This is a genomic window from Novosphingobium sp. KACC 22771 (assembly GCF_028736195.1).
Lineage (GTDB): Bacteria > Pseudomonadota > Alphaproteobacteria > Sphingomonadales > Sphingomonadaceae > Novosphingobium.
Window position 1 is genome coordinate 1,669,172 of record NZ_CP117881.1, and the last position, 22,234, is coordinate 1,691,405.

Here is a 22,234-nt window from a genome sequence, read left to right on the forward strand (position 1 = left end):
TTGCGCGAGCCATGCCAGCCTTGGTGAAAAATGCGAAGGCTTGGGATTTTGCACCATGCGGCGCGCCTGGGTAGGGCCGGATTTCGGGCGTTTCGCCAATTGGCACGGGCCATGCAGATACCTCGCCACAAGCGGCGGCCACCGACCGGCCCCGCGCCAAGGAGAAAAACCATGAACAATTACGACCCGATCCGCCCCGCCAATGGCTTCATGCTCGACCGCCGCAACAAGAAGATCTTTGGCGTCTGTTCGGGGATCTCGGCCTATTTCGACCTCGACGTTACGCTGGTGCGCGTTGCCTTCGCGCTGGGGGCTTTGCTGGGGTTTGGGTCGTTGCTTCTGGTCTATCTGGCGATTGCGTTGATTGCGGATTGATGGGGGGCGGGTGGAATATGCCTCCGGCGGGCAAAGGGACTGGTCCCTTTGCAATCCCATTACTGTCCATGTCGTGTTTGGGGGTGACCGAAGCTGGCGCCTGCCACGTTTGAATTATAAAGCCTGCGGCGCTTTTGGCGCAACTTCGCCGCGCCGCAGGCTTTCAAACCCCCATCCAAAACACCGCGCAGCGCATGAAACACCGCCCCATTAACGGGATTGCAAAGGGACAAGTCCCTTTGCCCGCCGGAGGCAAACTCCCCTTAAACCTCCGCCGCCTTGGCAAAGGGCGAGAACGCGGTGTCGGTATCAAACACATCCACCCCTTCGCGCTTTTTCAGGAAGCCCACCACCCAGTAGGTTGCCGGCGTCAGGATCACTTCCCAGCTGACCTTGATCGCCCATTGGGTCCAAGCCACCTGCATCACTTGCGCGCCGGTCCAGCCATCGGCGGCGTAGAAGGCGAGGGGGTAGAACAGGGCGCTGTCCACCGCCTGGCCAAAGACGGTCGAGCCGATGGTCCGGGTCCACAGCTTTGACCCGTTGGTCATGATCTTCATCTTAGCCAGCACAAAGCTGTTCACGAACTCGCCCGCCCAGAAGGCCGCGACCGAGGCAAAGACGATGCGCGGGGTTTGGCCGAACACGCTTTCATAGGCGGCCTGCCCCGTCCATCCGGCGTCCGGCGGCAGGGCCACGACGACCACGCTCATGAACACCATGAAGATCAGCGCCCAAAAGCCCACCCAGATGCAGCGCCGCGCATGGGCATAGCCATAGACCTCGGTCAGCACATCGCCGATGATATAGGAAATGGGGAAGAACATGACCCCCGCGCCAAACGGCCATGGGCCGATAAAGGGCAGGTCGACCACCGCGCGCTTGCCCGCCCCGATCAGGTTCGAGAGCAGCAGGATGGTGACGAAGGCCGCCATCACATAGTCGAAATAGCGGAAATGGCGGCGCGCGCCTGCGCTGCCTTCGAGGCGGAAGAGGGGGGACTGGCTCATAACGCCACGCTAACCTGCAATGCTGCGTTTGCGCAAGAAAAAGGGCGCCCCGGATGGAGCGCCCTTTGGTTCATCCGCGCAAGGGCAGACCTCAGAAGTTGAAGCGCACGCCCCCGGTGAACCGGCGGCCGAAACGTTCCCATTCGGTGGTGTAGTTCTGGCTGAAACCGGCCGAACCACCGCTGGCGTTGATCAACCCGCTGGGATCGACAAAGCGGCGGCCGGGCTGGTTGAGCAGGTTGGAGGCGTCGAAATAGATCGAGAGGCGCTTGTTGATCTGATAGCGCGCCGAAAAGTCCATCTCATCGTCCGCCGCCCAATAGCTGTCGCCGCCCGCCGAGAGGTCGTCACCGATGGCGTCGAGCCACTTGGAACGATACTGATATTGCAGGCGCAGCGTCAGGCCATACTTTTCGTAATAGCCGCCAAGGTTATAGACCAGATCCGATGTGTTGGGCAGGCGAACCTTGCGCGCGGCATAGCCGCCATAGGCCGCTTTGGTCACCGAGCTGTCGTTCAGCATCATGTTGGCGTTGATGCCGAAACCGCCCATCCAGTCGGGCAGACCCGCCTTTTGCGTCCAGGGTTCAAGGCTCTGCTGAAACGCGACTTCCAGACCCATCAGATGGCCGCTGCCCGCGTTGTTGATGCCGCGGAACGTGTAGTTCGACCGGTCGATGCCGCCGCTGTTGAGCGAATCCGAACCATAGGTGCGCACCGAGGTGTAGAGGACGTTTTCGACCTTTTTGTAGTAAAGGCCCGCCATCAGGAAGCCGCTGGGGCGCATGTACCATTCGAAATAGGCGTCCACGCCATAGGCGCGCTCGGGCTTGATGGCGGGATTGCCGCCCGAAATCGCCTGGTTGGAGTCATTGATGACCACGTTGGGGCGCATCTGGTCATAATCGGCGCGCGCGGCCCCGGTGGTAAAGGACAGGCGCAGCTTCTTGGTCTGATCGACATTATAGTTGAGATGCAGGCTGGGGAAGGCCAGCAACTGGCTCGATTTGGCGCTCAGGTCGCGCGTGGTGGTCACGCCGGTGGCGCTGGTGATGGTGCCGGTGGCGTTGCCGGTGTTGGTGATGTTTTCAAGGCGCACACCGGCAAGGATGCTGCCCCAGTCATAGCGCAGCGTGCCCATCAGGAACCCGGCATAGACCTGTTCGCGCACGCGGTAATTGTTGTCGCTCACAGGCGTGCGGGCGTAAAGCTGGCGCGCCTTGTTCGAGGCTTCGCGCATCTTGGCCGTGTCGAAATAGTGGAACGTGTAGCCCATCGCGATCTTGCCCATAAAGGGCTGATTAGACAGGAAGGTGCTGTAATCGCTCAGGCCCAGCGCGGCCAGGTTCGAGGCGCCCGAAACCGAGATCTGCATTTCATTGGCAGTCTTGGTGCGCTGGTCATACTGGAAACCGGCCTTCAGCGTCAGATTGCCGCCGAGGAACTGAGTCTGCTTCGACAGCACCAGACGGCCCGTATAGGCGCGCGTCATGTCGATGGCGTCCAGCAGGGTGAAGGAGGAAGCCGGTTTGGTGAACGTGTCGATATCGGTCACGCGCGTTCCGGCCGAGAGCAGGCCGCCCGCGCTGTGGGTGGTGTAAAGCCCCAGCGTCGAAAGGTTCGGATTGGTGAAGTCATAGGATACCGTTGGGCGCGCGGTCAGCGTGCCGGGGCTGTCCCAGCCCACTTCGCCGACCACCGAGCGGTCGTCCTTGCTCTCGGTGTAATTGCCGACCCAGTTCAGCTTCCAGCCGCCGTCGAATTCGTGGCTGCCTTCCAGCGTGTTGGTAAAGATCGACTGGCGAAAGGCGCGCAGGGTCGAGCGTTGACGGATGTCGATGCCATAGATCGTGCCCTTGGTCGGCGTGTTGCCCGAGCAGACGTCGGCATAGGCCGAGGTGGCATAGGCGGTCTTGACCGAAGTATCGCAGGCCGCGCTGGCATTGCTCAGCGAGGATTGCTTGTCATCCATGTCGAAGCGGTAATTGTCGCGCGCCTCGTCATCGGAAAAGATCGTGTAGATCGAACGCAGCGAGATCGTGTTGCGGTCATCGGGCTTGTAATCCAGCCGCCCCGACACCGACCAGTTCTTGCGCGTCAGGCGATAGAGCTTGTTCTCGCTTTCGGCCACCCAGATGCGGTTGGCATTGCCGGGGCGGGCGTCCTGCGTGACATTTTCCCAGTCATTCTCGAAATTGTCGGTGACCATATCGCGCTGGTAATAGCTGCCCGACAGCAACACGCCCAATTCGCCTTCACCCACCTTGAAGCGGTCGGAGAGCACCAGCGAGCCTTCATATTCCGCGCGCCCGCCATATTCCTGCTGGCCATAACCGGCCTTGCCGTTGATGTGCAGCCCGTTGAAATCAAAGGCCGAGCGCGTGACGACATTGACATTGCCCGACACGGTTTCGCCCGGCATTTCGGGGGTCACGGCCTTGTTGATGATGATCTTGCCCGCAATGGCCGAGGGCACGGAGTCAAAGCGGCTTTCGCGCCCCTCGGGGCTGACCACATTGAGGCCGTCGAACGAGAGCGTGGTCCAGTTCTTAGGGCCGCCGCGCAGCGAAATGTAGCGCGCCTGCCCCTGGTCGCGCTCCACCGCCACACCGGGCAGTCGGCCTGCGGCCTGCGCAATGTTCTGGTCGGGCAGACGGCCCACCGCATCCGATGCGGCCACCGTCACCAGCGAATCCGACAATTGCTGAACCTTGAGCGCGGCGGCCTCGGATTCGGCGATCGGGCGCGCGCCCTGCACCACGATGGACTGGCCATCATCGGCCGCGGCATCGGCGGCATCGGCGGCGGCGGCAGGATTGGCCTCGGCGGCGTGGGCCGCCAAAGGCAGGAACATGGCCGAGCCGAGCAAGGCAAGGCGCGCCCTGCGCATGGCGCGGCGCGCGGTAAAAACAGACGTCATGGATGTGCCCCGTTATTTGGTCAAAACTTGAGCCGGGGGGCTAGGGACGGATTTTGACAATTCTGTTCCGGTTGTGTGACGGTCCTTGTCATAAACAGCGATTTTATGATCTTTATATGCCGCTGATTTTATATGTTTTTTATGACAAAGGCATCCGTGTCGCCATCACCCTGCGATCCACCTTTGCGCATCGCCGCCTTTGCCGCTATGGGGAGGGCGTCGGCGGGCAAATCGCCCGTTCACGACACGCGCGCCCGTAGCTCAGCTGGATAGAGCACGAGCCTTCTAAGCTTGGGGTCACAGGTTCGAACCCTGTCGGGCGCGCCAATTTTTCAATGGTTTGGCGGAAAATCTAGCTGGTCAGGCGGCGCACCATGGCGCGGATGGCCGACAATTGCGCCCCGCTCTGCGTCTGGAAATTCAGCCCGCTATAGCCCCACCAGTCCCAGCAGCCCTGCGGATTGGCGGGAATGGTGCTTTTGTTGACCTGGGGATAGAGCGCGATGATGCGGTTGGCATCGGCCCATGCGTTATAGCCCAAGCGCCCATAAACCGCATCGCCCACCAGATCCGCGCTCTGCAAACATCCGTGAAACACGACATGCACCGCGCAAGGCGCCCCGCCGTCGCGGCAGGCGGCGGGCACATAGACATAGCCGGTGGAGGCCATGCCGCTGCCGATGGCGCCGGCAAATTCGCTCTGGTCAAACGCGATGGGCTGGGCCGACAGCGTAGCGGGTTTTGGGCGCAAGGGGCCGTAGATATGCGAGAGGATCGCGCCGGGCTGGTCATAGAATTGCGCGCCCACCTTGCATTCATTGACATAGGGCGCGGCATTGGCCCCGCAGATGCTGCCGAAATTGCCCGACAGGAAAGCATGGCCCGCAGGCGTTTTCGAGACATAGCGCAGATTGGCCGCAGGCACGCGCGCGGCGACATAGAAATCACGCGTGGCGTTCATCGCGCTTTGTTTGACCACGATATCCTTGGTGCCGCTGAACAGATAGACCTTGTGCTTGGCCAGATTGGTCACCGGATCAATGCTGCCAAGGGCGGCAAAACTGCTGGCCGCGCCATAGGAGGCAGCGCCAATCGGAGCGCCCTGCATACAGGTGGCGATGCCGCCGAAATTGACCCATGCGCAATTGTAGGGCCCCCCGGCCACCACGCCCACGCCGATCACGCTGCCCGAAAAGGCGACATCATACTGGACCGCCATAAACGCGCCCGAGGACAGGCCCGATACCGAAACCCGCGCCGCATCAGCATGGTATGCGGGCAATTTATCGGCCGCCGCCGCCATGGAGGCAAAGGGAAGCATGATGAAAAAGGCTGTTCGACCCATGCGCATGATGATCTCCTGAAGTAAAGGATCAAGGTTGCAGGTAATTCGATTCGCCGTTTCATCCATCCTCTTATGGCGCCAGAGTAACACTGGCCCATGACGCCACAAATAAGGGAATGCGCCGCGCCTGTGTTAACCCAGCGCCGTGGCTTCCTCCCATCGTGCGGGCAGGGTGATGCGCACCCGCAGCCCGCCCTGAATGCGGTTTTCGGCCGCAATGGTGCCGTCATGTACGATCACCGCCCGCTGTGCGATGGCCAGGCCAAGGCCAAAGCCGCCCGTCTCGCCCTCGCCGCGGTGAAAGGGTTCGAACAGGCGGTCGATCTGGTCGGGGGCAACGCCGGGGCCTTGGTCCTCGATGATGACGACAATCCGCTCCGGTTCCTCGGAAAGGGTGACGCTGATCATGCTGCCCTCGGGCGAAAAGCGCAGCGCGTTGCGCAGGACATTTTCAAACGCCCGGCGCAGCAATTCGGCATCGCCCGTCACATCGGCATGGAATCCTTCGGGCATGCTGGCATGGCGCGACAGGTCGATGCGGACATTCTTTGCTTCGCTTTCAAAGCGGACATCGGCCAGAATATCCTCGATCAGCGCACGCAGATGGACGAAATGCTCCGGGCTGGCGCTCGCGCTTTCCAGCCGCGAGAGGGTGAGCAGGCTGCCCGCCATGGCATCAAGGCGGCGCGCCTCCTGCTCGATCCGGTCCAGCGCCACAACCGCCCCTTCGGGCTTTTGCCGGGCCAGCGCGATGGCCAGTTGCAGCCGCGCCAGCGGCGAGCGCAATTCATGCGACATATCGTCAATCAACTGGCTGCGTGAAAGGACCAGTTGCTCGACCTTTTCGGCCATGCCGTCAAAATCGCGGGCCAGATCGGCGATCTCGTCGCGCCGCCGCCCCATGCGCGCGGCCAGACGCACCCCCAGATCGCCCCGCGCAAACCGGTCCAGCCCTTCACGCAGCGCCCGGATCGGCAGCGAGAGATAGAGCCCCAGAATGGCCGCAAAGATCAGACCGGAGATGACCCCGCTGACATAAAAGATCAGGGGCGGGGCAAGGTGAACTTTGTCGAACCGCTGCGGCAGGCGGTAGAAAATGCGCCAGCGGCGGCCATCGGGCGCGGTTGCCTGCATCGTGGTGGCGCGCACGCCCGGCGGGGGCGCGGCGCCATCGGGCGCAATGACCAGCGTGGGCAATGGTCCGCCCAGCAGACCTGCCGGGATCGCCTGCGGCCCCTCATGCGTGATGATCGCGGCGGCCATCTGTTCCAGCCGGGGCGCGGCATAGCGTTCCAGATTATCCGCCCAATAGGGATGGTCCCGTTCCAGAACGAGGAACAAGGTCCAAAGGCCCGCCAACTGGGCAAAGAACACACAGCAAAAGGCGGTGAAGATCTTCCAGAACAGCCGCCCCTTCACGCCGCCTGCTCCAGCCGCCAGCCGATGCCGCGCAGGGTGGCGATGCGCAAGGCATCCCCGCTCGCCCGCTCCAGCTTTTGCCGCAGATTCGAGATGTGGACGTCGATCGAGCGGTCATAGCTTTCCCGCCGCCGCCCCAGCAGGCGCAGCGAGAGCTCATCCTTGGTTGAAACCCGATCGCCCGCGCGGATCAGGATTTCGAGCAGGTTGAACTCGGTCGCGGTCAGCTCCAGCGCCATGCCGTTCCACCCCGCCCATCGTCGCGCCGCATCCAGCGAGAGCGCGCCCAGCCGCAGATGGTCGCCATGGACCGCGCGCCGGGCGGGGCGGCGCAGCACCGCGCGCAGCCGCGCCACCAACTCCGGCGGGAAATAGGGCTTGGCCACATAATCATCCGCGCCCAGCTCCAGCCCGATCACCCGCTCGGTATCGTTGCTCTTGGCGGTCAGCATGATGATGGGCACATCGCTGGTGCCGCGAATATGGCGCAGAAGGTCGATCCCGTTGCCGCCGGGCAGCATGACGTCGAGGATAACCGCATCATAAAGGCCCGAAAGCGCCGCCTCGCGCCCTGCGGCCGCATTATGCACCGCGCGGCAGGCAAAACCTTCGCCCTCCAGATACTCGGCCAGCATCTGGGTCAGGGCCGCGTCATCATCGACCAGCAAAATGTTGAAGGCGGGTGTTTCCATGCGGCCTTGCTTGTGCCGCCTTGCGGCGCGCTTGTCCCGCCCGATTTACACAAACCTTACACTTCACTTGCGAAGTCCTGACCCGCAAAGTCGCGTTGGGCTGGCATAAGCAGCGCCATGATGCGACGTATTCCATCCCTTTTGACTCTCGCACTGCCGGTCTTGCTGGCCGGTTGCGGCGTGCCTTCGGTGTCCCGTCCCAACCTGACGCTGCCCCAGCGATTTGCGAGCGCGCCAGCGGCCAATGCTCCGGGCGCCGATGCGCTCGACCGCTGGTGGCTGCTGTTTTCCGATGCTCAACTGGCCGCGCTGGAGGATGAGGCTCTGGCCCATGCGCCTGATGCGCGTTCGGCGCTGGCGGTGCTGGACGAGGCGCGGGCGACCCGCTCCAAGGCGCTGCTGACCTATGACGTGCAGGGCAATGCCTCCGGCTCAATCACGCGGGGCCAGACCACGATCAGCGGGATGAGCGGGGCAGGGGCTTTCCTGATGACCCCTGCGGGCGCCACCACCACCAGCGCGGGCAGCTTTTCGCCCTCATGGGAACTGGACCTGTTTGGCCGCCGAAATGCCGCGCGTCAGGCTGCGGACGCCGATCTCACCGCCGCCACCTTTACCTATCACGCCGCGCTGCAAAGCCTGACCGCGCAGGTGGCGACCAACCTGTTTCAGGCGCGCGGCCTCTCGCTGCAACTGGCCGAGGCGCGGGACACTTTGCGCGTGGCGCGTGAACTGGCCGACATCGGCCAGCGCAAGGCCAAGGCGGGCATCGGATCGCAGGTGGATGCCGACAGTCTGCTGGCCGACCGGGCCACCGCCCAGGCCAATGTGCTCTCGCTTGAGGCGCAGCTTGCCGTTTCCCGCCAAACCTTGCTGGTGCTGATCGGGCGGGCAGGGGCCGCGCCCGAAACACTGGCCGTCGATGGCGCACTGGGCGCTCCGCCGGAAGTGCCCGACGCCACGCCCGCCACGCTGCTGGTGCGCCGCCCCGATGTGATGCAGGCCGAGGCGCGGCTGCGTTCGGCCATGGGCACGCTGCGGCTCAATTCGCTGGCGCTGCTGCCCAAAATCAACCTGCAGGGCACCACCAGCATCAGCGCGATTGCCGGTCCTGCGGGCTACACCACCTCGCTGTGGTCGATTGCCTCGGGCCTGACCATGCCGGTGTTCGACCGCGCGCGGCTGCTGGGCGACCGGCGGGCGCAGCGGGCCAAGGCCGAGCAGGCCGCCATCGCTTATGAAAAGGCCGTCCAATCCGGCTTTGGCGAGGCGCAGAATCAATTGGCCACCTATGGCGCCGACCGCGCGCGCCTTGGCCTGCTGATCGAGGCGGAGGCCCGCGCGCGTCATGCCTTTGATGGCCAGAACGCAGGCTATCGCGCCGGCGTGGTCGATCTGACCGCGCTGCTGACGGCCGAGCGGACATGGCGCAATGCGCGCACCTCGCTCTCGGCCCTGCGCGCCACCACAATGAGCGATGCCGTCAATGTTTTCAAAGCGCTGGGCGGAGGCTGGACCCCGCTCGACCCGAACCATCCTGTGACTTCTTTCCCGGATCAAAAGCCATGAACGCCCGTTCCTTCGCCCTCATCGCCCCCGCTGCGCTTCTGGCGCTGGCCGCATGCAGCAAGAGCGAAGCGCCGCCCCCCGGCGCCGATACGCCCCGCGCGGTGCCCTTTGCCGTGGTTGCGCGCCAGCCTCTGGGCGCAGGCATCAGCGTCAACGGCCGCCTTGTCGCGCGCGAGGAGGCAGCCGTGGCCAGCCAGCTTTCGGGCTATCTGGTGGCGCGCGTGCTGGTCGATCAGGACGCCTTTGTCCGCGCGGGCCAGCCTTTGGCCGAACTCGACGCCACGCTGCTGCGCGCCGACATTGCGCAAAGCCGCGCCGCGCTGGCGCAGACCCGTGTGGCCGCCGACAAGGCGGAGCAGGAAGCCTCGCGCGTTTCCTCGCTCGACCATACCGGCGTGCTGTCCGATGAAGCGATCGCCCAGCGCCGTCTGGCCGCCCGCACCGCCCATGCCCAGGTCGACCAATCGCAGGCGCAATTGTCCGCCCAATTGGTCAAGCAGGGCCTGATGGTGGTGCGCGCGCCGGTTTCGGGCCGCATCCTGACCCGCACGGTGCGCCCCGGCGACGTGGCCTCGCCTTCGACCGTGATGTTTACCATGGCGCGCGATGACCGCGCCGAACTGGACGCGGAAATCCCCGAGGAACTGCTGGGCGGCATCCATGCGGGCGATCACGCGCGGGTGCGCCTTGCCTCTGGCCGCTGGGTCGATGGCACGGTGCGCCTTGTGGCCGCGCAGGTCGATGCCCAGACGCGCCTTGGCCGCGCGCGCATCCTCCTGCCGGTGGACCGCGAGATCCGCCCCGGCGGCTATGCCCGTGCCGAACTCGCCGGAAAGCCTGTGCCGGTGCTGGCCGTGCCGGAGGCGGCGGTGTCCTATGATGGCAACGGCGCCTCGGTCACGGTGATCGAGGCGGGCGAAAAGGTGCGCCGCGTGGCCGTGAAAACCGGCGCGCGTGGCGGCGGCATGATCGAACTGACGCAAGGCCCGCCCGCTGGCACCCGCGTGCTGACCGGATCGCAGGACTTTGTGCTGGACGGCGAAAAGGTCCAGCCGATCCGGAAGGGGCGTTGATCCCATGAAGATTTCCGCATGGGCCATCCGCCACCCCATTCCTGTGGCCGTGATCATGATCGCGCTGACGCTGGCGGGTATTGCGTCTTATATGATGCTGCCGGTCAAGCGCTTTCCCAACGTCGAATTTCCGGTCGTTTCGGTGACGGTTACCCAGCAGGGCGCCGCGCCCAGCGAGATGGAGCAGCAGATCACGCGCCCCATCGAGGACGCGCTGACCGGCATTGCTGGCCTGCGCCATACGACCTCGAATGTCCGGCTGGGTTCATCCTCCACCAGCGCCGAGTTTGAAATCGGCACTGACATGCAAAAGGCGGTCGAGGATGTGCGCACTGCCGTTGAACGCACGCGCCCCGTTTTGCCGCAGGGCATTGACGCGCCCAGCGTGCAGCGCGTCGATATGTCCTCTGCCCCGATCCTGACCTATGCCGTCAGCGCGCCGGGGATGAGCGCGGTCGATCTGTCATGGTTTGTCGATGACACCGTGGCCCGCGCTTTGCAGGCCCAGCGGGGCGTGGCGCAGGTTAAGCGCATCGGCGGCGTGGCGCGCGAAATCAACGTCAATCTCGACCCCGACCGGATGACGGCGCATGGCGTAACGGCCTCCTCGATCAACACCGCTCTGGCCCAGTTTCACCGCGACGACAGCGGCGGTCGCGCCGAGGCGGGCGGGCGCGAACAGACGATCCGCGTACTGGGCTCCTCGACAACGGTTGATCAACTGCGCGAACTCAACATCCCGATCAGCGCGACGCAATATGTCCGCCTTGGCGATCTGGCCACGATCACCGACAGCCATGCCGAGGAGCGCGGCTTTGCCCGCCTCGACGGACACCCCGCCATCGCCTTTCAGGTGAGCAAGACGACGGCGGCGAGCGACGTTTCGGTCGAGAACGGCGTGGACCGCGCGATTGCCAAACTGAACGCCGAGAACAAGGACATCGCCATCACCAAGGTCGTTTCGACCGTGGAAGACACGCGCAATTCCTATCAGGCGACGGTCCATGTGCTGATCGAGGGGATGGTGCTGGCCGCGCTGGTGGTGTTCCTGTTCCTGCGCGATTGGCGCGCGACGGTGATTGCCGCGCTGGCCATGCCGCTTTCGCTGGTGCCCACATTCGGCGCGATGATCCTGTTCGGCTTCAGCCTCAATATCATCACGCTGCTTGGCCTGACGCTGGTGATCGGCATTCTGGTCGACGATGCCATCGTGGAAATCGAAAATATCCAGAAACGCATCGAAGGCGGGGCCAGCCCCTATCGCGCCTCGCTGATCGGGGCCGATGCCATCGGGCTTGCGGTGGTGGCGACCACGGCGACGATCATCGTCGTCTTTGCGCCGGTGTCCTTCATGGGCGGCCAATCGGGCCAGTTCTTCCGCGAATTCGGGCTGACCGTGGCGGTGGCGGTGTTCTTCTCGCTGCTGGTGGCGCGTTTTGTCACGCCCCTGATGGCCGCCTATTTCCTCAAACCCGCCGTCCACAGCGAGCCGCCACATCAACTGCGCGGGGCCTATCCCAAGGTTTTGGACTGGGCGCTGGCCAATCCCAAATCGACCGTGGGCATCGGCATCGGCGTGTTCGTCGGCGCGCTGGCGATTGCGGCCACGATCCCCATCGGTTTTCAGCCGACCGGCGATCCGGGCTATTTCTATCTCTCGATGCAGGGCACGGCGGGCGCCACCCATGACACGATGGACAATGCCGTGCGCGATGTGACCGCGCGGCTGCGCAGGATGCCCGATGTCGAGCGCGTCTTTGCCCAGGTCGGTTCGACCACCACCAGCGGACCGGGCGGCGGCGGCAGCGGATCGGATCTTCAGACCGGCACACTGACCGTGGTGCTCAAGCGCGACCGCTCGAAGACGACGGACCAGTTCCAGCGCTCGATCACCGGCCTGTTGCGCCAGATTCCCGAAGTGCGCCTGAACAATCAGGGCGGCTTTGGTTCGGCGGGCGTCGAGGTGGTTCTGGCCGGGCGGGACGGCGATGCGCTGGCCCGCGCGCAGGCTGCGCTGCTGCGCGAGATGCGGGGGATGAAGACCACGCTCGACCCGCGCCCTGCGCCGCCACCATCGGCGCCAGAGCTGATCATTCGCCCGTTGCCTGACGCGGCGGCGCGGTTGAATGTGTCCTCGCAAGCCATTGCGCAGGTGGCCCGGATCGCGACGATCGGCGATATTGACGCCAATGTCGCCAAATTTTCCACGCTTCAGCAACGCCTGTCGATCCGGGTGCGTCTGCCCCATGATGCGCGGGTGGATCTGGACCAGATCGGCAATCTTCAGGTGCCCACGCTCAATGGCAAGATGACGCCTTTGCGCACCGTGGCGGACCTGTCGATCGCCTCCGGCCCGGGTCAGATCCAGCGCTATGACCGCGAGCGTCGCGTCTCGGTTCAGGCGGACCTGAACGGCACCACGATCGGTCAGGCGCTCAATGAAGTGTCCAAGCTGGACGCGATGAAGCATCTGCCCGCGGGCGTGCATGAGGCCAAGACCGGCGACAGCGAGGCGATGGCCGATCTGTTCGGCGGCATCGTGGGCGCGATGGCCTCGGGCATTCTGATGATCTATTTCGTGCTGGTGATGCTGTTCCACAGCTTCTTCAAGCCCGTGACGATCCTCTCTGCCCTGCCGCTGACCATGCTGGGAGCGTTTGTCGCGCTCAAGGTCACAGGCATCGCCATCACGCTGCCGGTGCTGATCGGGATGCTGATGCTGCTGGGTCTGGCGGCCAAGAATTCGATCCTGCTGGTCGAATTCGCCATCGAGGACGAGCGCGCAGGGCAACCCCAGCGCGAGGCGATCATGAATGCCTGCCGCGAACGTGCGCGTCCCATTGTGATGACCACGGTGGCCATGGCGGCGGGCATGCTGCCCACGGCATTGGGCATCGGCGAGGGTTCGACTTTTCGCCAGCCCATGGCGATTGCCGTTATCGGCGGGTTGATCAGTTCGACCATGCTCTCGCTGGTGATGGTGCCGGTGGTCTATGAATTGATCGACAATCTGGAAATGCGGCTGCGCCCGCGTCTGGCCCGTTTGATCACGCCGCGCGCGCCCGGCGATGATGATCCCATCGGCGCGGGCGAGGTGTCCGTGGTCAGCGCAACCCCGGACCGGGCCTGAGGCACCCGCCTTGGGCCCGCGCGCCGGAATGGGGCGTAACCTATAGTTTGCCTTGCCTTGATGGGCCTTATGGTCCTAGTCGCGCGTCTGAATGGGATTGCGGCGATGGGGCTGCGGCGGCGCATGATCGCCGCGCCCCTATCGTAAGAAGGCAAAGGGATCAGCATGTTCAGTTTCTTGAAGCGTTTTTTCGGCAACATGGTTCGCAAGGTGCAAAACCTGCCCGTGGAGCCGGATCAGGCGGCCTTGCAGGAAACGCCCCCCGCCGCTGTGCCGGTGGCTGCCCATCCCGCTGAACCCGCGCGCGCGCCGGTCATTGATGTCGAAACGCCTCCGGCGGCGGTGTTCGTTCCGGCCCCCGCTTTCACGCCGGAGCCTGCCGCCGCCTTTGCGCCCGCGACGATTACGGATGAATTTCTGCGCGGTTCGGTCTTTGACGATGACGAGGAAGAAGAAATCCTGCCCGGCGACAAGCCCAATCTGGGCATGGTGCCCAGCATCGGCAATCCCAATGCCTATATGATCGGGCTGGTGGGCGAGGATCAGCACCGCGAGGCGGTCAACAGCCTGACCGAGGGCATGCCCATCACGTTGCAGTTGGAGCCGGACAATCCGCATGATCCTTCGGCGATTGCGGCGGTGGATCGCTATGGCCGCGTCATCGGCTATATCGGCCATGACTGCTGGCTGCGCGAGGCGGTCTATGGGGGCGGCTCGGGCTTTTCGGCCTGGGTGCTGGCGGTCGAAATGGGGGATCGCGGCTATCGCGAGGTGGTGCTCGAGGTGGAGCCGAGCGAGAGGCCGCTGCGCGAAAGGTCCTATCAGGGCTGAACGCCGTTTCGCCCAGACACAAAAAAGCGCCCCGCCGCATGGACGGGGCGCTTTCTTTTTGGCTGATTACCAGTTCAGGCTCAGCTTGGCATAGAGATAGCGGCCGTTGAAGCCCCACGGCGCATAGTAGGGGAACGCCACGCCGCCATTGGTGGCCAGCAGGCTGTTGGGCGTTTGCGTCGGATAGATGTCGAACACATTGTTCGCACCCACCGACAGGCTCGCCATCGGCAGCACCTTGTAGCGCGCTTCCAGATCGACGATCGTCTTGCGCCCGGTGCTCAGGTCACCGGCCGCCGTCGAGGCGGGCTGGATCACGTTGCCGTAATAGGACGCGCGGGCCGTCGCGCCCACCTTGCCCAGCGACCAGTCCACGGTGCCGACCAGCTTTTCGCCCGGCGTGCCTTCGGTGATGGTCAGGATGCGCTGACGCGCAAACAGCGTGGCCGTGGAAGAGGTGGGATAGCTGTCCACGGTGATCTTGTTGATGTTGGCCGCCGCGGTCAGGTCAAACGTGCCCACCGAGGCGGTGCGCAGCTTGTAATGGCCCACGATGTCGACACCCTTGGTCGTGGTGTGCAGACCATTGATGAAGAAGCGCGCGGCCTGAACGCCGGTGGCCAATTGGGCGGCAGCCGACAGGTTGATGTTTTCCGACAGGCCAAGCTGGTCGCGGATCTTGATGACATAGCCATCGATGGTCAGATCAAACCCGCCGGTGCGGAACACAGCGCCCGCCGAGAAGTTGGTCGACTTTTCCGGACGCAGCGGCTGACCGCCCAGTGAGACGGCAATCGGGTTGGTCGAAGGGAAGGTGCCGGTTTCCACGATGTTCGAGGTAGGCGGCGTGCCCTGCGTCACCAGAACCGAGGCGGTCGAGGTGAAATACTGCTGTTGCAGTGAGGGGGCGCGGAAGCCGGTCGAAACCGTGCCGCGCAGCGCGAACCAGGGTGCCAGATCGGCGCGGGCCGAGAGCTTGCCTGTGGCGATGTCGCCAAAGTCCGAATAATGCTCGCCGCGCACCGCCGCGCCCAGCGTGAAGATGCTCGGCAGCTTGGCTTCGAGGTCCAGATAGACCGCGTTGCTGATGCGGCTGGTCTTCAGCGCATTGCCCGCCTGGAAGCCGATGAAGCCCTGCGCGCCGCTGGTCAGGGTGCTCGGAGCGCCAGCCGCGCGGTTGTACGACGCCGGTTCGCCCGCGATGATGCGATAGCCTTCGCGGCGCACTTCCACGCCCCATGCCACGTTCAGGTCCGTGCCGCCCAGCTTGTAGAGCTTGGCCAGATCCATGCCGCCCAGCGCCTGATCATAGATCATCGCGCCGTCAAAGAAGCTGGTTTGCGAGGCCGCGCCATAGGTCGAGTTGAGCGAACCCTGCGTGCGATAGTCGATACGGTTGCGGCCATAGGAAGCCTTGATCGTCGCGTTCCAGTCGCCCATCTGGCCGCGCACGCCCGCCGTCACGGTCAGGTCCTTGGACAGTACCTTGATCTGGGGCAGGAAGCCGTTGGGATAGATCGCGAGCACATTGTTGGCGTTGCCCGGCTCGCGCGCAAAGGCCGAGCTGGTGCTGTCGCGGAACTGATAGCCGCCAAAGGCAAATGCGGTCCAGTTGGTGTCGCCGATCGGCAGCGCCGCGTTGACATAGCCGGTGCCTTGCAGAACCTTGGGATCGCCGATACGCGAACGCACCACGGCAGGCGATGCCGGGTTGGCGGTGGTCGTGCGGATGTCGAGGTCCGAACGGCCCGTCAGGCCGCGGTCCAGATATTCGCCGGTAACGGTCAGGAAACCGCCGTTGTTGCCCAGCTTGAAGCCCTGCCATGCGCCCAGCGTCAGCGTGCCGCCGTCCGAGATGTGACGCGACGAACGCGCGCCGTTGAACTGCGTGTCATACTGGCCATAGGAAACGGTTGCGCCGCCGCCATGGCTGGCCTCGCGCAGGCGCAGGTTCATCACGCCCGCTATGGCGTCCGAGCCATATTGCGCCGAAGCGCCATCGCGCAGCACTTCGACCTGCGACAGGGCGAGGGTGGGGATGGTGTTGAGGTCAACCGCGGCCGAACCGCGGCCCACCGAGCCGTTGACGTTGAGCAGCGCCGAAGTGTGGCCGCGCACGCCGTTGATCAGCACCAGCGTCTGGTCGGGCGAGAGGCCGCGCAGCGTGGCGGGGCGGATCGAGTCCGTGCCGTCGGTGCCCGCCGGGCGCGGGAAGTCGATCGAGGGCGCAACAGCGGCCAGCGAGGCACCCAGTTCGGTCGAGCCCTGACGCGTAAGCGTATCAAGCGAGAGGACATCGACGGGGGCGACGGTGTCCAGCTTGGTGCGGTTCTGGGCGCGGGTGCCGGTCACGACGATGGCGTCGGCGGTATCCTGATCTGCGGCCCATGCGGGGGTGCTGACGGCCACCGCCAATGCGGAGCCGACGCCAGCCAGAAGGGCTTGGCGGAAGTGGGTCATAGGAATGTCCTCATTCACTTGGCGAAGAAATTTATGTTTATCGGCCATCTGCCGGGGGCGGCAGGCAACCGGCGACATCCCTAGACCCCGTTTGTCCCGCAGGACAACCAACAAAAAGTGCCAAGGCGGCAAGGAATGGTCGCCCAATGGAAAAAGGCGCAAGAGGTGACATTTTTGCCGCATTTTTGGGCAGATTAGCGCAACTTCTGTCGTCTTTCTGCACAGATTGGAATTTTCAATATGGATAGAAGCAGGGCTTTTATGAACGCGATGACAGGTTCTTTGCGCTGATTTGAACCGATCAGGTGAGGGCTGTCCCATGCTGAAGGGGCAGGGGCCACGGCTTTTGGCGGTCTGGGCCGGGCGCCGGATGGAACTGGCCGAGGGGTTGTTGATTGCATCCATAGGGCTTGACAATCATGGGGCCATGACCGTCAAACCACCGCCGACCATCCAGACAGGACAAGCAGCATGAGCCAAGCCGATTTCCGCCCGATCGCCTATGTGAAGGATCGTTGCCCGTGGTCTCTGAAATTCCGCCTGTTCCTGTTGGAAGCCGGGCTGCAGGACCGTTTCGATTTCCGCGAATTCGCCCCCGGCGATGACCGCGAGGCCGCCATTCGCGCCGAACTGGCCCCGCATTTCACCCAGCCCACTTTCCCCACGGTCCAGATCGCGCCCGATGTCTATATGCGCGAATCCGACGATCTGATCGCCCATTATGCCGCCGTTTATGGCGTGGATCTGGCCAGCCTGCCCACGCTGGATCAATATGTTCGCGGGCCTTTGGTGACCATTGCCGAATTGCGCGCCGAAATCGCCCAATTGCGCCGCTGATCCTCAATCCCGCGCCAGAAAGGCCCGCAGGTCGGGCATGAAGGCGTCAAAGCGGTCGTGATGCGGCCAATGGCTGGCGCGGTCATATTCGATCAGCCGCGCATCGCGGAAATGCCCGATCCGGCCATCCTGCGCCGGGTTGGGCATAAAGCTCTCGCTGCCCTGGATGAACAGGATCGGGCATGCGACCGCCTGCCACAGGCTCTCGATCTCCTCCTGCCGAAAATCGACCAGCGGGAAGATGTGAAGCCGGGGGTCGAATTTCCAGCGATAGGTGCCGTCCTCCTGAACACGCAGGGCGTGATGGGTCAGATGACGAACCTGCTCCTCGTTCAGGTGACCGTTCTTTTCGCGCATCCGCACGCGGGCCTGCTCCTCGCTGCCGTATGAACGGGGGCGGCGGCCGGGGGCGGCGCGATGCTGGGCCACCCATGTGCGCAAACGCGCGGCAAAAGGTGTGATGCTCAGCAGCGAATTGGCGCTGGCGGGGACGCTCAGCCCCTCGATATTGATGAATTTGGCCACGCGTTCGGGGTAAAGCCCGGCATAACGTGTCGTGATCATCGCGCCCAGCGAATGAGCGCAGATTGTCACCTGCTCGGCCCCGATGTCCTCAATCAGATTGACGAAATCCAGAATGTAGGCCGCCATGTTATAGGCTGCATCCACCGACCAGTCGCTGTCGCCATGGCCGCGCAGGTCGGGCGCGATGACATGCCAGTCCGCCGCCAGTTCACGCGCGATCCAGTCCATCGAGCGGGCATGATCGAACCCGCCATGCTGAAGGATCAGCACCGGCGCATCCCGATTGCCCCAATCCAGATAATGCAGGCGCAGGTTCTGGCTGGTGAAATAATGCGAGGTGGGGGTTGGCGGCAGGGTCATGCTGTGGCCCATGCGCGCGGCGCGGCGGCGCGTCAACTGCGACGATAAAACGAGGGTTTTCCGCCAATGTAACCTATTGCATGGCGATGGCGGGGTGATTAGGTTCAACGACCTTGCTGAAGGGGAAACAGAGATTCTGGGGCAAACTCTGGCCGAAGCGTTTCTTGCCGCGCCTTTTTCCGATGATGGTTGGGATCGTGCGCTGCGCGCTCTTGCCGGGGCCACGGGGTCTTCGCGCGGCCATCTGATTGCGATCAATGACCGGCATGCGCGCTTTAACTGGATGACCGACGCCCCGCTCGATTATGGCCAGGTGTTCGTCGATATCGAGGCCTACAGGCCCGAAGTGAATTACCGTATCGGCGCCATGGCTCCGCCCATGAAGGTCACGCATGAGGCCGATTATGACGCCTTTCGTCAGCAGGCAGGCACGAATGAAGTCTATTTGAGCCACGCGCGCGATCTCGACGGCGAATTCGGCTGTCAGGCAGTGCTGATGCAGGGCGAGGGGTCGATGATCGGGATCGCCATGCTGCATGGCAAGGCCGATGGTCTTTCGACAATCGAACAGCGCGAGATTTTTGCGCAATGCCTCCCCCATGCCCTGGCGGGCGTGCGGTTGCAGAACGCCATCGACCATCAGGGCACCGAATTGCTGCGCGGCTCGCTCGACATGATGCGCACCGCCGCGATGCTGGTGGATGGGGCGGGGCGGGTCTGTGCATGGACGCAACCGGCCGAGGAGGTGTTGCGCGGCGGTCTGCTCTTTATCGCGGATGGTCAGTTGCAGGCGGCCCACAGCGGTTTCGATGCGATGCTGCAAAGGGCTGTGGGCGCCGCGATTGCCTCGCAGGCGGCGCCTTTGCAGGATCTGTGGGTGCCCGCTGCCTCGCCGCCGCTGTTGGTGGAGGTCAACCCATTGCCCTTGCGTCCGTGGAGCTTCGGCTTTGCTCCGGCCGCGATCATCACCTTTCGCTCGCCTTTGCGCGGGGATCGGCTGGATGGCGCGGTTCTGGCGCAGGCGCTGGGCCTCACGCGGGCCGAGGGCGATGTCGCCGCGATGGTCGCGATGGGGCAAAGCAGACAGGCCATCGCCGCGGCGCGCTGCACCAGCGTCCAGACCGTCACCGCGCAGATGCGTTCGATTTTCCAGAAATGCGGCGTGCGGCGTGAGGCCGAACTGGTGGCCATCGCGCTGCAGATCGGCCAATTGAGCCGCAACGCGCGCGAAACCTGAACGCAGGCCGCAAAAAAGCCTCCCGCAAAAAACCTTCCGCGCAGGGGGGCACGCGGAAGGCTTCTTGGGAAGGTCAGGGCAATCAGGCCGCGTTCTTGCCTTCCACCACGGTCAGCGAGGCCGGGCCTGCGGTGCCGATGGCGATCTTCTTGGGCTTCATCGCTTCGGGCACTTCGCGGACAAGATCAATGACGAGCAGCCCGTCTTCGAGATTGGCGGCTTCGACCCGGACGAAATCGGCCAGTTCAAAGCGGCGCTCAAACCCGCGCTGGGCAATGCCAAGGTGGAGGAATTCGCTCTGCGCGGCGTTCTGTTCGTCATGCTTGCGGCCCTGGATGACCAGAAGGTTCTGCTGCGCGACGATGTCGATGTCGGCGGGCTTGAACCCGGCGACGGCCAGCGTGATGCGATAGGAATCCTCGCCCTTGCGCTCGATGTTGAAGGGGGGATAATTGTCGCCGCCGCCTGCGCGGTTGACGTTTTCCAGCAGGTCGAACAAGCGGTCAAAGCCAACGGTGTTGCGGCGATAGGGGGTGAAATCAAAACGGGTCATAGCAAAAATCCTCGTGCAAATTGAGCAATTTTCGGTTTCGTGAAAGCCCTTGTCGGCGCTTTCCATTTGTGGTCATGCCCGGTGCGGCGCATGACACGCATCTTGAGATATGATAGCCGCCACCTATTTCAAGACCCCACACACGACAAAGAAGGACTTGCCCGATGACCACCCCCCAGGTCGAGATTTACACCCAATGGGGCTGCCCCTATTGCGTTCGCGCCAAGGCGCTGCTGGACAGCAAGAAGGTGGCCTATACCGAAATCGACGTGACCATGGACACGGCTAAGCGCCGCGAGATGGCCGAGCGCAATCCGGGCGCGCGCACCGTTCCGCAGGTGTTCGTCAACGGGCAGGCTCTGGGCGGCAGCGACGATATCCACGCGCTGGACGCGGCGGGCAAGCTCGACCCGCTGCTGGGGCTGTAATATGGCCCGTGTCGCCCTGCTTCAGATGACGAGCGGGATCGATCCCGCCGCCAATGCCGCCACCATCGTGCAGGCCGCACGTGAGGCGAAGGCGGGCGGGGCGACCATGCTGTTCACGCCGGAAATGTGCGGATTGATTGACCGCGACCGTGCGCGCGCCGCGCCCCATATCGTGGCGTCCGAGGACAATCCCGTGCTGGCCGCCGCGCGCGATGTGGCGGCGCAGGAGGGCATCTGGATCGTGCTCGGCTCGCTGGCCGTGCGCGTGGAGGGCGAGGAACGCGCCGCCAACCGCACCTTTGTGATCGACGCCAAGGGTCAGATCGCCGCGCATTACGACAAGATCCACATGTTTGATGTGGACCTTGCAACCGGCGAAAGCTGGCGCGAGAGCCGGGCCTATCGTCCGGGTGACCGCGTGGTGACGGTGGACACGCCTGCCGGGCGGCTGGGGCTGGCAATCTGCTATGACCTGCGTTTTCCGGCCTTGTTTGAGGCTTTGGGGCGCGCGCGCTGCGATCTGATCGCAATTCCGGCCGCCTTTACCGTGCCCACCGGGGCGGCCCACTGGCACATCATGCAACGCGCCCGCGCCATCGAGGCAAGCGCCTATGTCGTCTCCGCCGCGCAGGTCGGCCAGCATCAGGATGGCCGCGCCACCTATGGCCACTCGCTGGTGGTCGATCCGTGGGGCGATGTTCTGCTTGATCTTGGCGGCGATGCGGTCGGACTTGGCTTTGCCGAGATCGAGCCCCAGCGCCTTGCCGAAATCCGCGCCCAATTGCCCAGCCTCGCCAACCGGCGGCCCATTCCCACGACGTGATATTCGATGATTGTGTTTGATCTTGTTTGCCGCGACCATGGACATCGCTTTGAGGGCTGGTTCGCCTCGTCGGAGGATTTTTCCGCCCAGCAGCAGCGTGGTCTGGTGTCTTGTCCGCAATGCGACAGCCATGATGTCATCAAGGCTCCGATGGCCCCGCGCCTGAACCGCAAGGGCAACCAGCAGGCCGTTGCCGTTCCCGCGCCGACCCCTGCGGCTCCTGCGCCGCCTGCTCTGCCGCCAGAGGCGCGCGAAAAGCTGCAGGCCGCCTTTGTCGCCATCGCCCAGGCGCAGGCCGAGGCGATCAAATCCTCGCGCTGGGTCGGCAGGAATTTCGTCGAGGACGCCCGCGCCATGCATTACGGCGACAAGGCGCCGGCCCCGATCCACGGTCAGGCCAGCCCGCAGGAGGCCAAGGCTTTGGTTGAGGAAGGGGTTGATATCATGCCCTTGCTGATCCCTGTTGCCCCGCCAGACGAGATTAACTGAGGCTTTTGTGCGCGCCGGTGGTTGCCAGAGCGCGCCGGCCCCATTATGGCCTTCCCCGCGTGCATCCGTAGCTCAGCAGGATAGAGCATCAGATTCCTAATCTGAGGGCCATGGGTTCGAATCCCGTCGGGTGCACCATAATTCCGCCATTTCTCTCG

Annotated in this window: 18 protein-coding genes and 2 tRNA genes; 12 read left to right on the forward strand and 8 right to left on the reverse strand. The window is 64.0% G+C overall.

Translation table 11 applies throughout. The features are described 5' to 3' along the window. The first annotated feature begins 171 nt into the window (after positions 1 to 171). Positions 172 to 375, forward strand: a complete 204-nt coding sequence (locus tag PQ467_RS07695) for a PspC domain-containing protein (protein WP_274175906.1) — start codon at positions 172 to 174, stop codon at positions 373 to 375. 263 nt (positions 376 to 638) lie between these two features. Here the strand turns inward: PQ467_RS07695 and PQ467_RS07700 are convergent, their stop codons facing one another. Together PQ467_RS07700 and PQ467_RS07705 are read right to left on the reverse strand one after the other, a co-directional pair. After that, entirely contained in the window at positions 639 to 1,385 is a 747-nt protein-coding gene (locus tag PQ467_RS07700; protein WP_274175907.1) for a queuosine precursor transporter, read from the reverse strand. 91 nt (positions 1,386 to 1,476) lie between these two features. After that, a complete protein-coding gene (locus PQ467_RS07705; protein ID WP_274175908.1) occupies positions 1,477 to 4,305 on the reverse strand; it encodes a TonB-dependent receptor in 2,829 nt (942 codons plus the stop codon). 250 nt (positions 4,306 to 4,555) lie between these two features. On the opposite strand from PQ467_RS07705, the gene PQ467_RS07710 reads away from it, so the two are divergent. Beyond that, a tRNA-Arg gene (locus PQ467_RS07710) sits at positions 4,556 to 4,632 on the forward strand. Positions 4,633 to 4,657: 25 nt separating this feature from the next. Here the strand turns inward: PQ467_RS07710 and PQ467_RS07715 are convergent. The 3 genes from PQ467_RS07715 to PQ467_RS07725 all read right to left on the reverse strand — a co-directional run bounded on the left by PQ467_RS07715 (position 4,658) and on the right by PQ467_RS07725 (position 7,761). Continuing rightward, complete coding sequence (locus tag PQ467_RS07715; RefSeq protein ID WP_274175909.1) at positions 4,658 to 5,656, reverse strand: extracellular catalytic domain type 2 short-chain-length polyhydroxyalkanoate depolymerase; 999 nt, start codon at positions 5,654 to 5,656, stop codon at positions 4,658 to 4,660. Between the two features lie 126 nt (positions 5,657 to 5,782). Then, positions 5,783 to 7,069: a HAMP domain-containing sensor histidine kinase gene (locus PQ467_RS07720; protein WP_274175910.1), complete on the reverse strand. Its 1,287-nt coding sequence runs from the start codon at positions 7,067 to 7,069 to the stop codon at positions 5,783 to 5,785. Further along, positions 7,066 to 7,761 carry a response regulator transcription factor gene (locus PQ467_RS07725; RefSeq protein WP_274175911.1) on the reverse strand — a complete coding sequence of 232 codons (696 nt, stop codon included), beginning with the start codon at positions 7,759 to 7,761 and terminating at the stop codon, positions 7,066 to 7,068. Before PQ467_RS07725 ends, PQ467_RS07720 begins: the two co-directional genes overlap by 4 nt. A gap of 117 nt (positions 7,762 to 7,878) precedes the next feature. On the opposite strand from PQ467_RS07725, the gene PQ467_RS07730 reads away from it, so the two are divergent. From PQ467_RS07730 to PQ467_RS07745, 4 genes are all read left to right on the forward strand, one after another. Further along, a complete protein-coding gene (locus PQ467_RS07730; RefSeq protein ID WP_274175912.1) occupies positions 7,879 to 9,330 on the forward strand; it encodes an efflux transporter outer membrane subunit in 1,452 nt (483 codons plus the stop codon). After that, a complete protein-coding gene (locus PQ467_RS07735) occupies positions 9,327 to 10,403 on the forward strand; it encodes an efflux RND transporter periplasmic adaptor subunit (protein ID WP_274175913.1) in 1,077 nt (358 codons plus the stop codon). The genes PQ467_RS07730 and PQ467_RS07735 overlap by 4 nt, the downstream gene beginning before the upstream one ends. A 4-nt stretch (positions 10,404 to 10,407) precedes the next feature. Next, a complete protein-coding gene (locus tag PQ467_RS07740; RefSeq protein ID WP_274175914.1) occupies positions 10,408 to 13,533 on the forward strand; it encodes an efflux RND transporter permease subunit in 3,126 nt (1,041 codons plus the stop codon). Between the two features lie 165 nt (positions 13,534 to 13,698). Next, positions 13,699 to 14,364, forward strand: coding sequence for an HIRAN domain-containing protein (locus tag PQ467_RS07745; protein ID WP_274175915.1), 666 nt, complete (start codon positions 13,699 to 13,701; stop codon positions 14,362 to 14,364). Positions 14,365 to 14,430: 66 nt separating this feature from the next. Here PQ467_RS07745 and PQ467_RS07750 read toward each other — a convergent pair whose 3' ends face one another. Further along, complete coding sequence (locus tag PQ467_RS07750; protein ID WP_274175916.1) at positions 14,431 to 16,824, reverse strand: TonB-dependent receptor plug domain-containing protein; 2,394 nt, start codon at positions 16,822 to 16,824, stop codon at positions 14,431 to 14,433. A 471-nt stretch (positions 16,825 to 17,295) separates the two neighbouring features. On the opposite strand from PQ467_RS07750, the gene PQ467_RS07755 reads away from it, so the two are divergent. Continuing rightward, positions 17,296 to 17,661 (forward strand): glutathione S-transferase N-terminal domain-containing protein, encoded by a 366-nt coding sequence (locus tag PQ467_RS07755; RefSeq protein WP_274175917.1) that lies wholly within the window; start codon positions 17,296 to 17,298, stop codon positions 17,659 to 17,661. 3 nt (positions 17,662 to 17,664) lie between these two features. Here the strand turns inward: PQ467_RS07755 and PQ467_RS07760 are convergent, their stop codons facing one another. Further along, positions 17,665 to 18,546, reverse strand: coding sequence for an alpha/beta fold hydrolase (locus PQ467_RS07760; RefSeq protein ID WP_274175918.1), 882 nt, complete (start codon positions 18,544 to 18,546; stop codon positions 17,665 to 17,667). A gap of 94 nt (positions 18,547 to 18,640) precedes the next feature. Here PQ467_RS07760 and PQ467_RS07765 point away from each other — a divergent pair, with 94 nt between their 5' ends. Continuing rightward, positions 18,641 to 19,783 carry a helix-turn-helix transcriptional regulator gene (locus PQ467_RS07765; protein WP_274175919.1) on the forward strand — a complete coding sequence of 381 codons (1,143 nt, stop codon included), beginning with the start codon at positions 18,641 to 18,643 and terminating at the stop codon, positions 19,781 to 19,783. A gap of 82 nt (positions 19,784 to 19,865) precedes the next feature. Here PQ467_RS07765 and PQ467_RS07770 read toward each other — a convergent pair whose 3' ends face one another. Continuing rightward, positions 19,866 to 20,336: an Hsp20 family protein gene (locus PQ467_RS07770; RefSeq protein ID WP_274175920.1), complete on the reverse strand. Its 471-nt coding sequence runs from the start codon at positions 20,334 to 20,336 to the stop codon at positions 19,866 to 19,868. Positions 20,337 to 20,500: 164 nt separating this feature from the next. On the opposite strand from PQ467_RS07770, the gene grxC reads away from it, so the two are divergent. The 4 genes from grxC to PQ467_RS07790 all read left to right on the forward strand — a co-directional run bounded on the left by grxC (position 20,501) and on the right by PQ467_RS07790 (position 22,214). Beyond that, on the forward strand, positions 20,501 to 20,764 hold the full coding sequence (gene grxC / locus PQ467_RS07775; RefSeq protein ID WP_274175921.1) for a glutaredoxin 3: 264 nt from the start codon (positions 20,501 to 20,503) through the stop codon (positions 20,762 to 20,764). Between the two features lies 1 nt (position 20,765). Next, positions 20,766 to 21,587 carry a carbon-nitrogen hydrolase family protein gene (locus PQ467_RS07780; protein WP_274175922.1) on the forward strand — a complete coding sequence of 274 codons (822 nt, stop codon included), beginning with the start codon at positions 20,766 to 20,768 and terminating at the stop codon, positions 21,585 to 21,587. Between the two features lie 6 nt (positions 21,588 to 21,593). Next, positions 21,594 to 22,076 (forward strand): DUF1178 family protein, encoded by a 483-nt coding sequence (locus PQ467_RS07785; protein WP_274175923.1) that lies wholly within the window; start codon positions 21,594 to 21,596, stop codon positions 22,074 to 22,076. A 61-nt stretch (positions 22,077 to 22,137) separates the two neighbouring features. Continuing rightward, a tRNA-Arg gene (locus PQ467_RS07790) sits at positions 22,138 to 22,214 on the forward strand. Positions 22,215 to 22,234 lie beyond the last annotated feature (20 nt).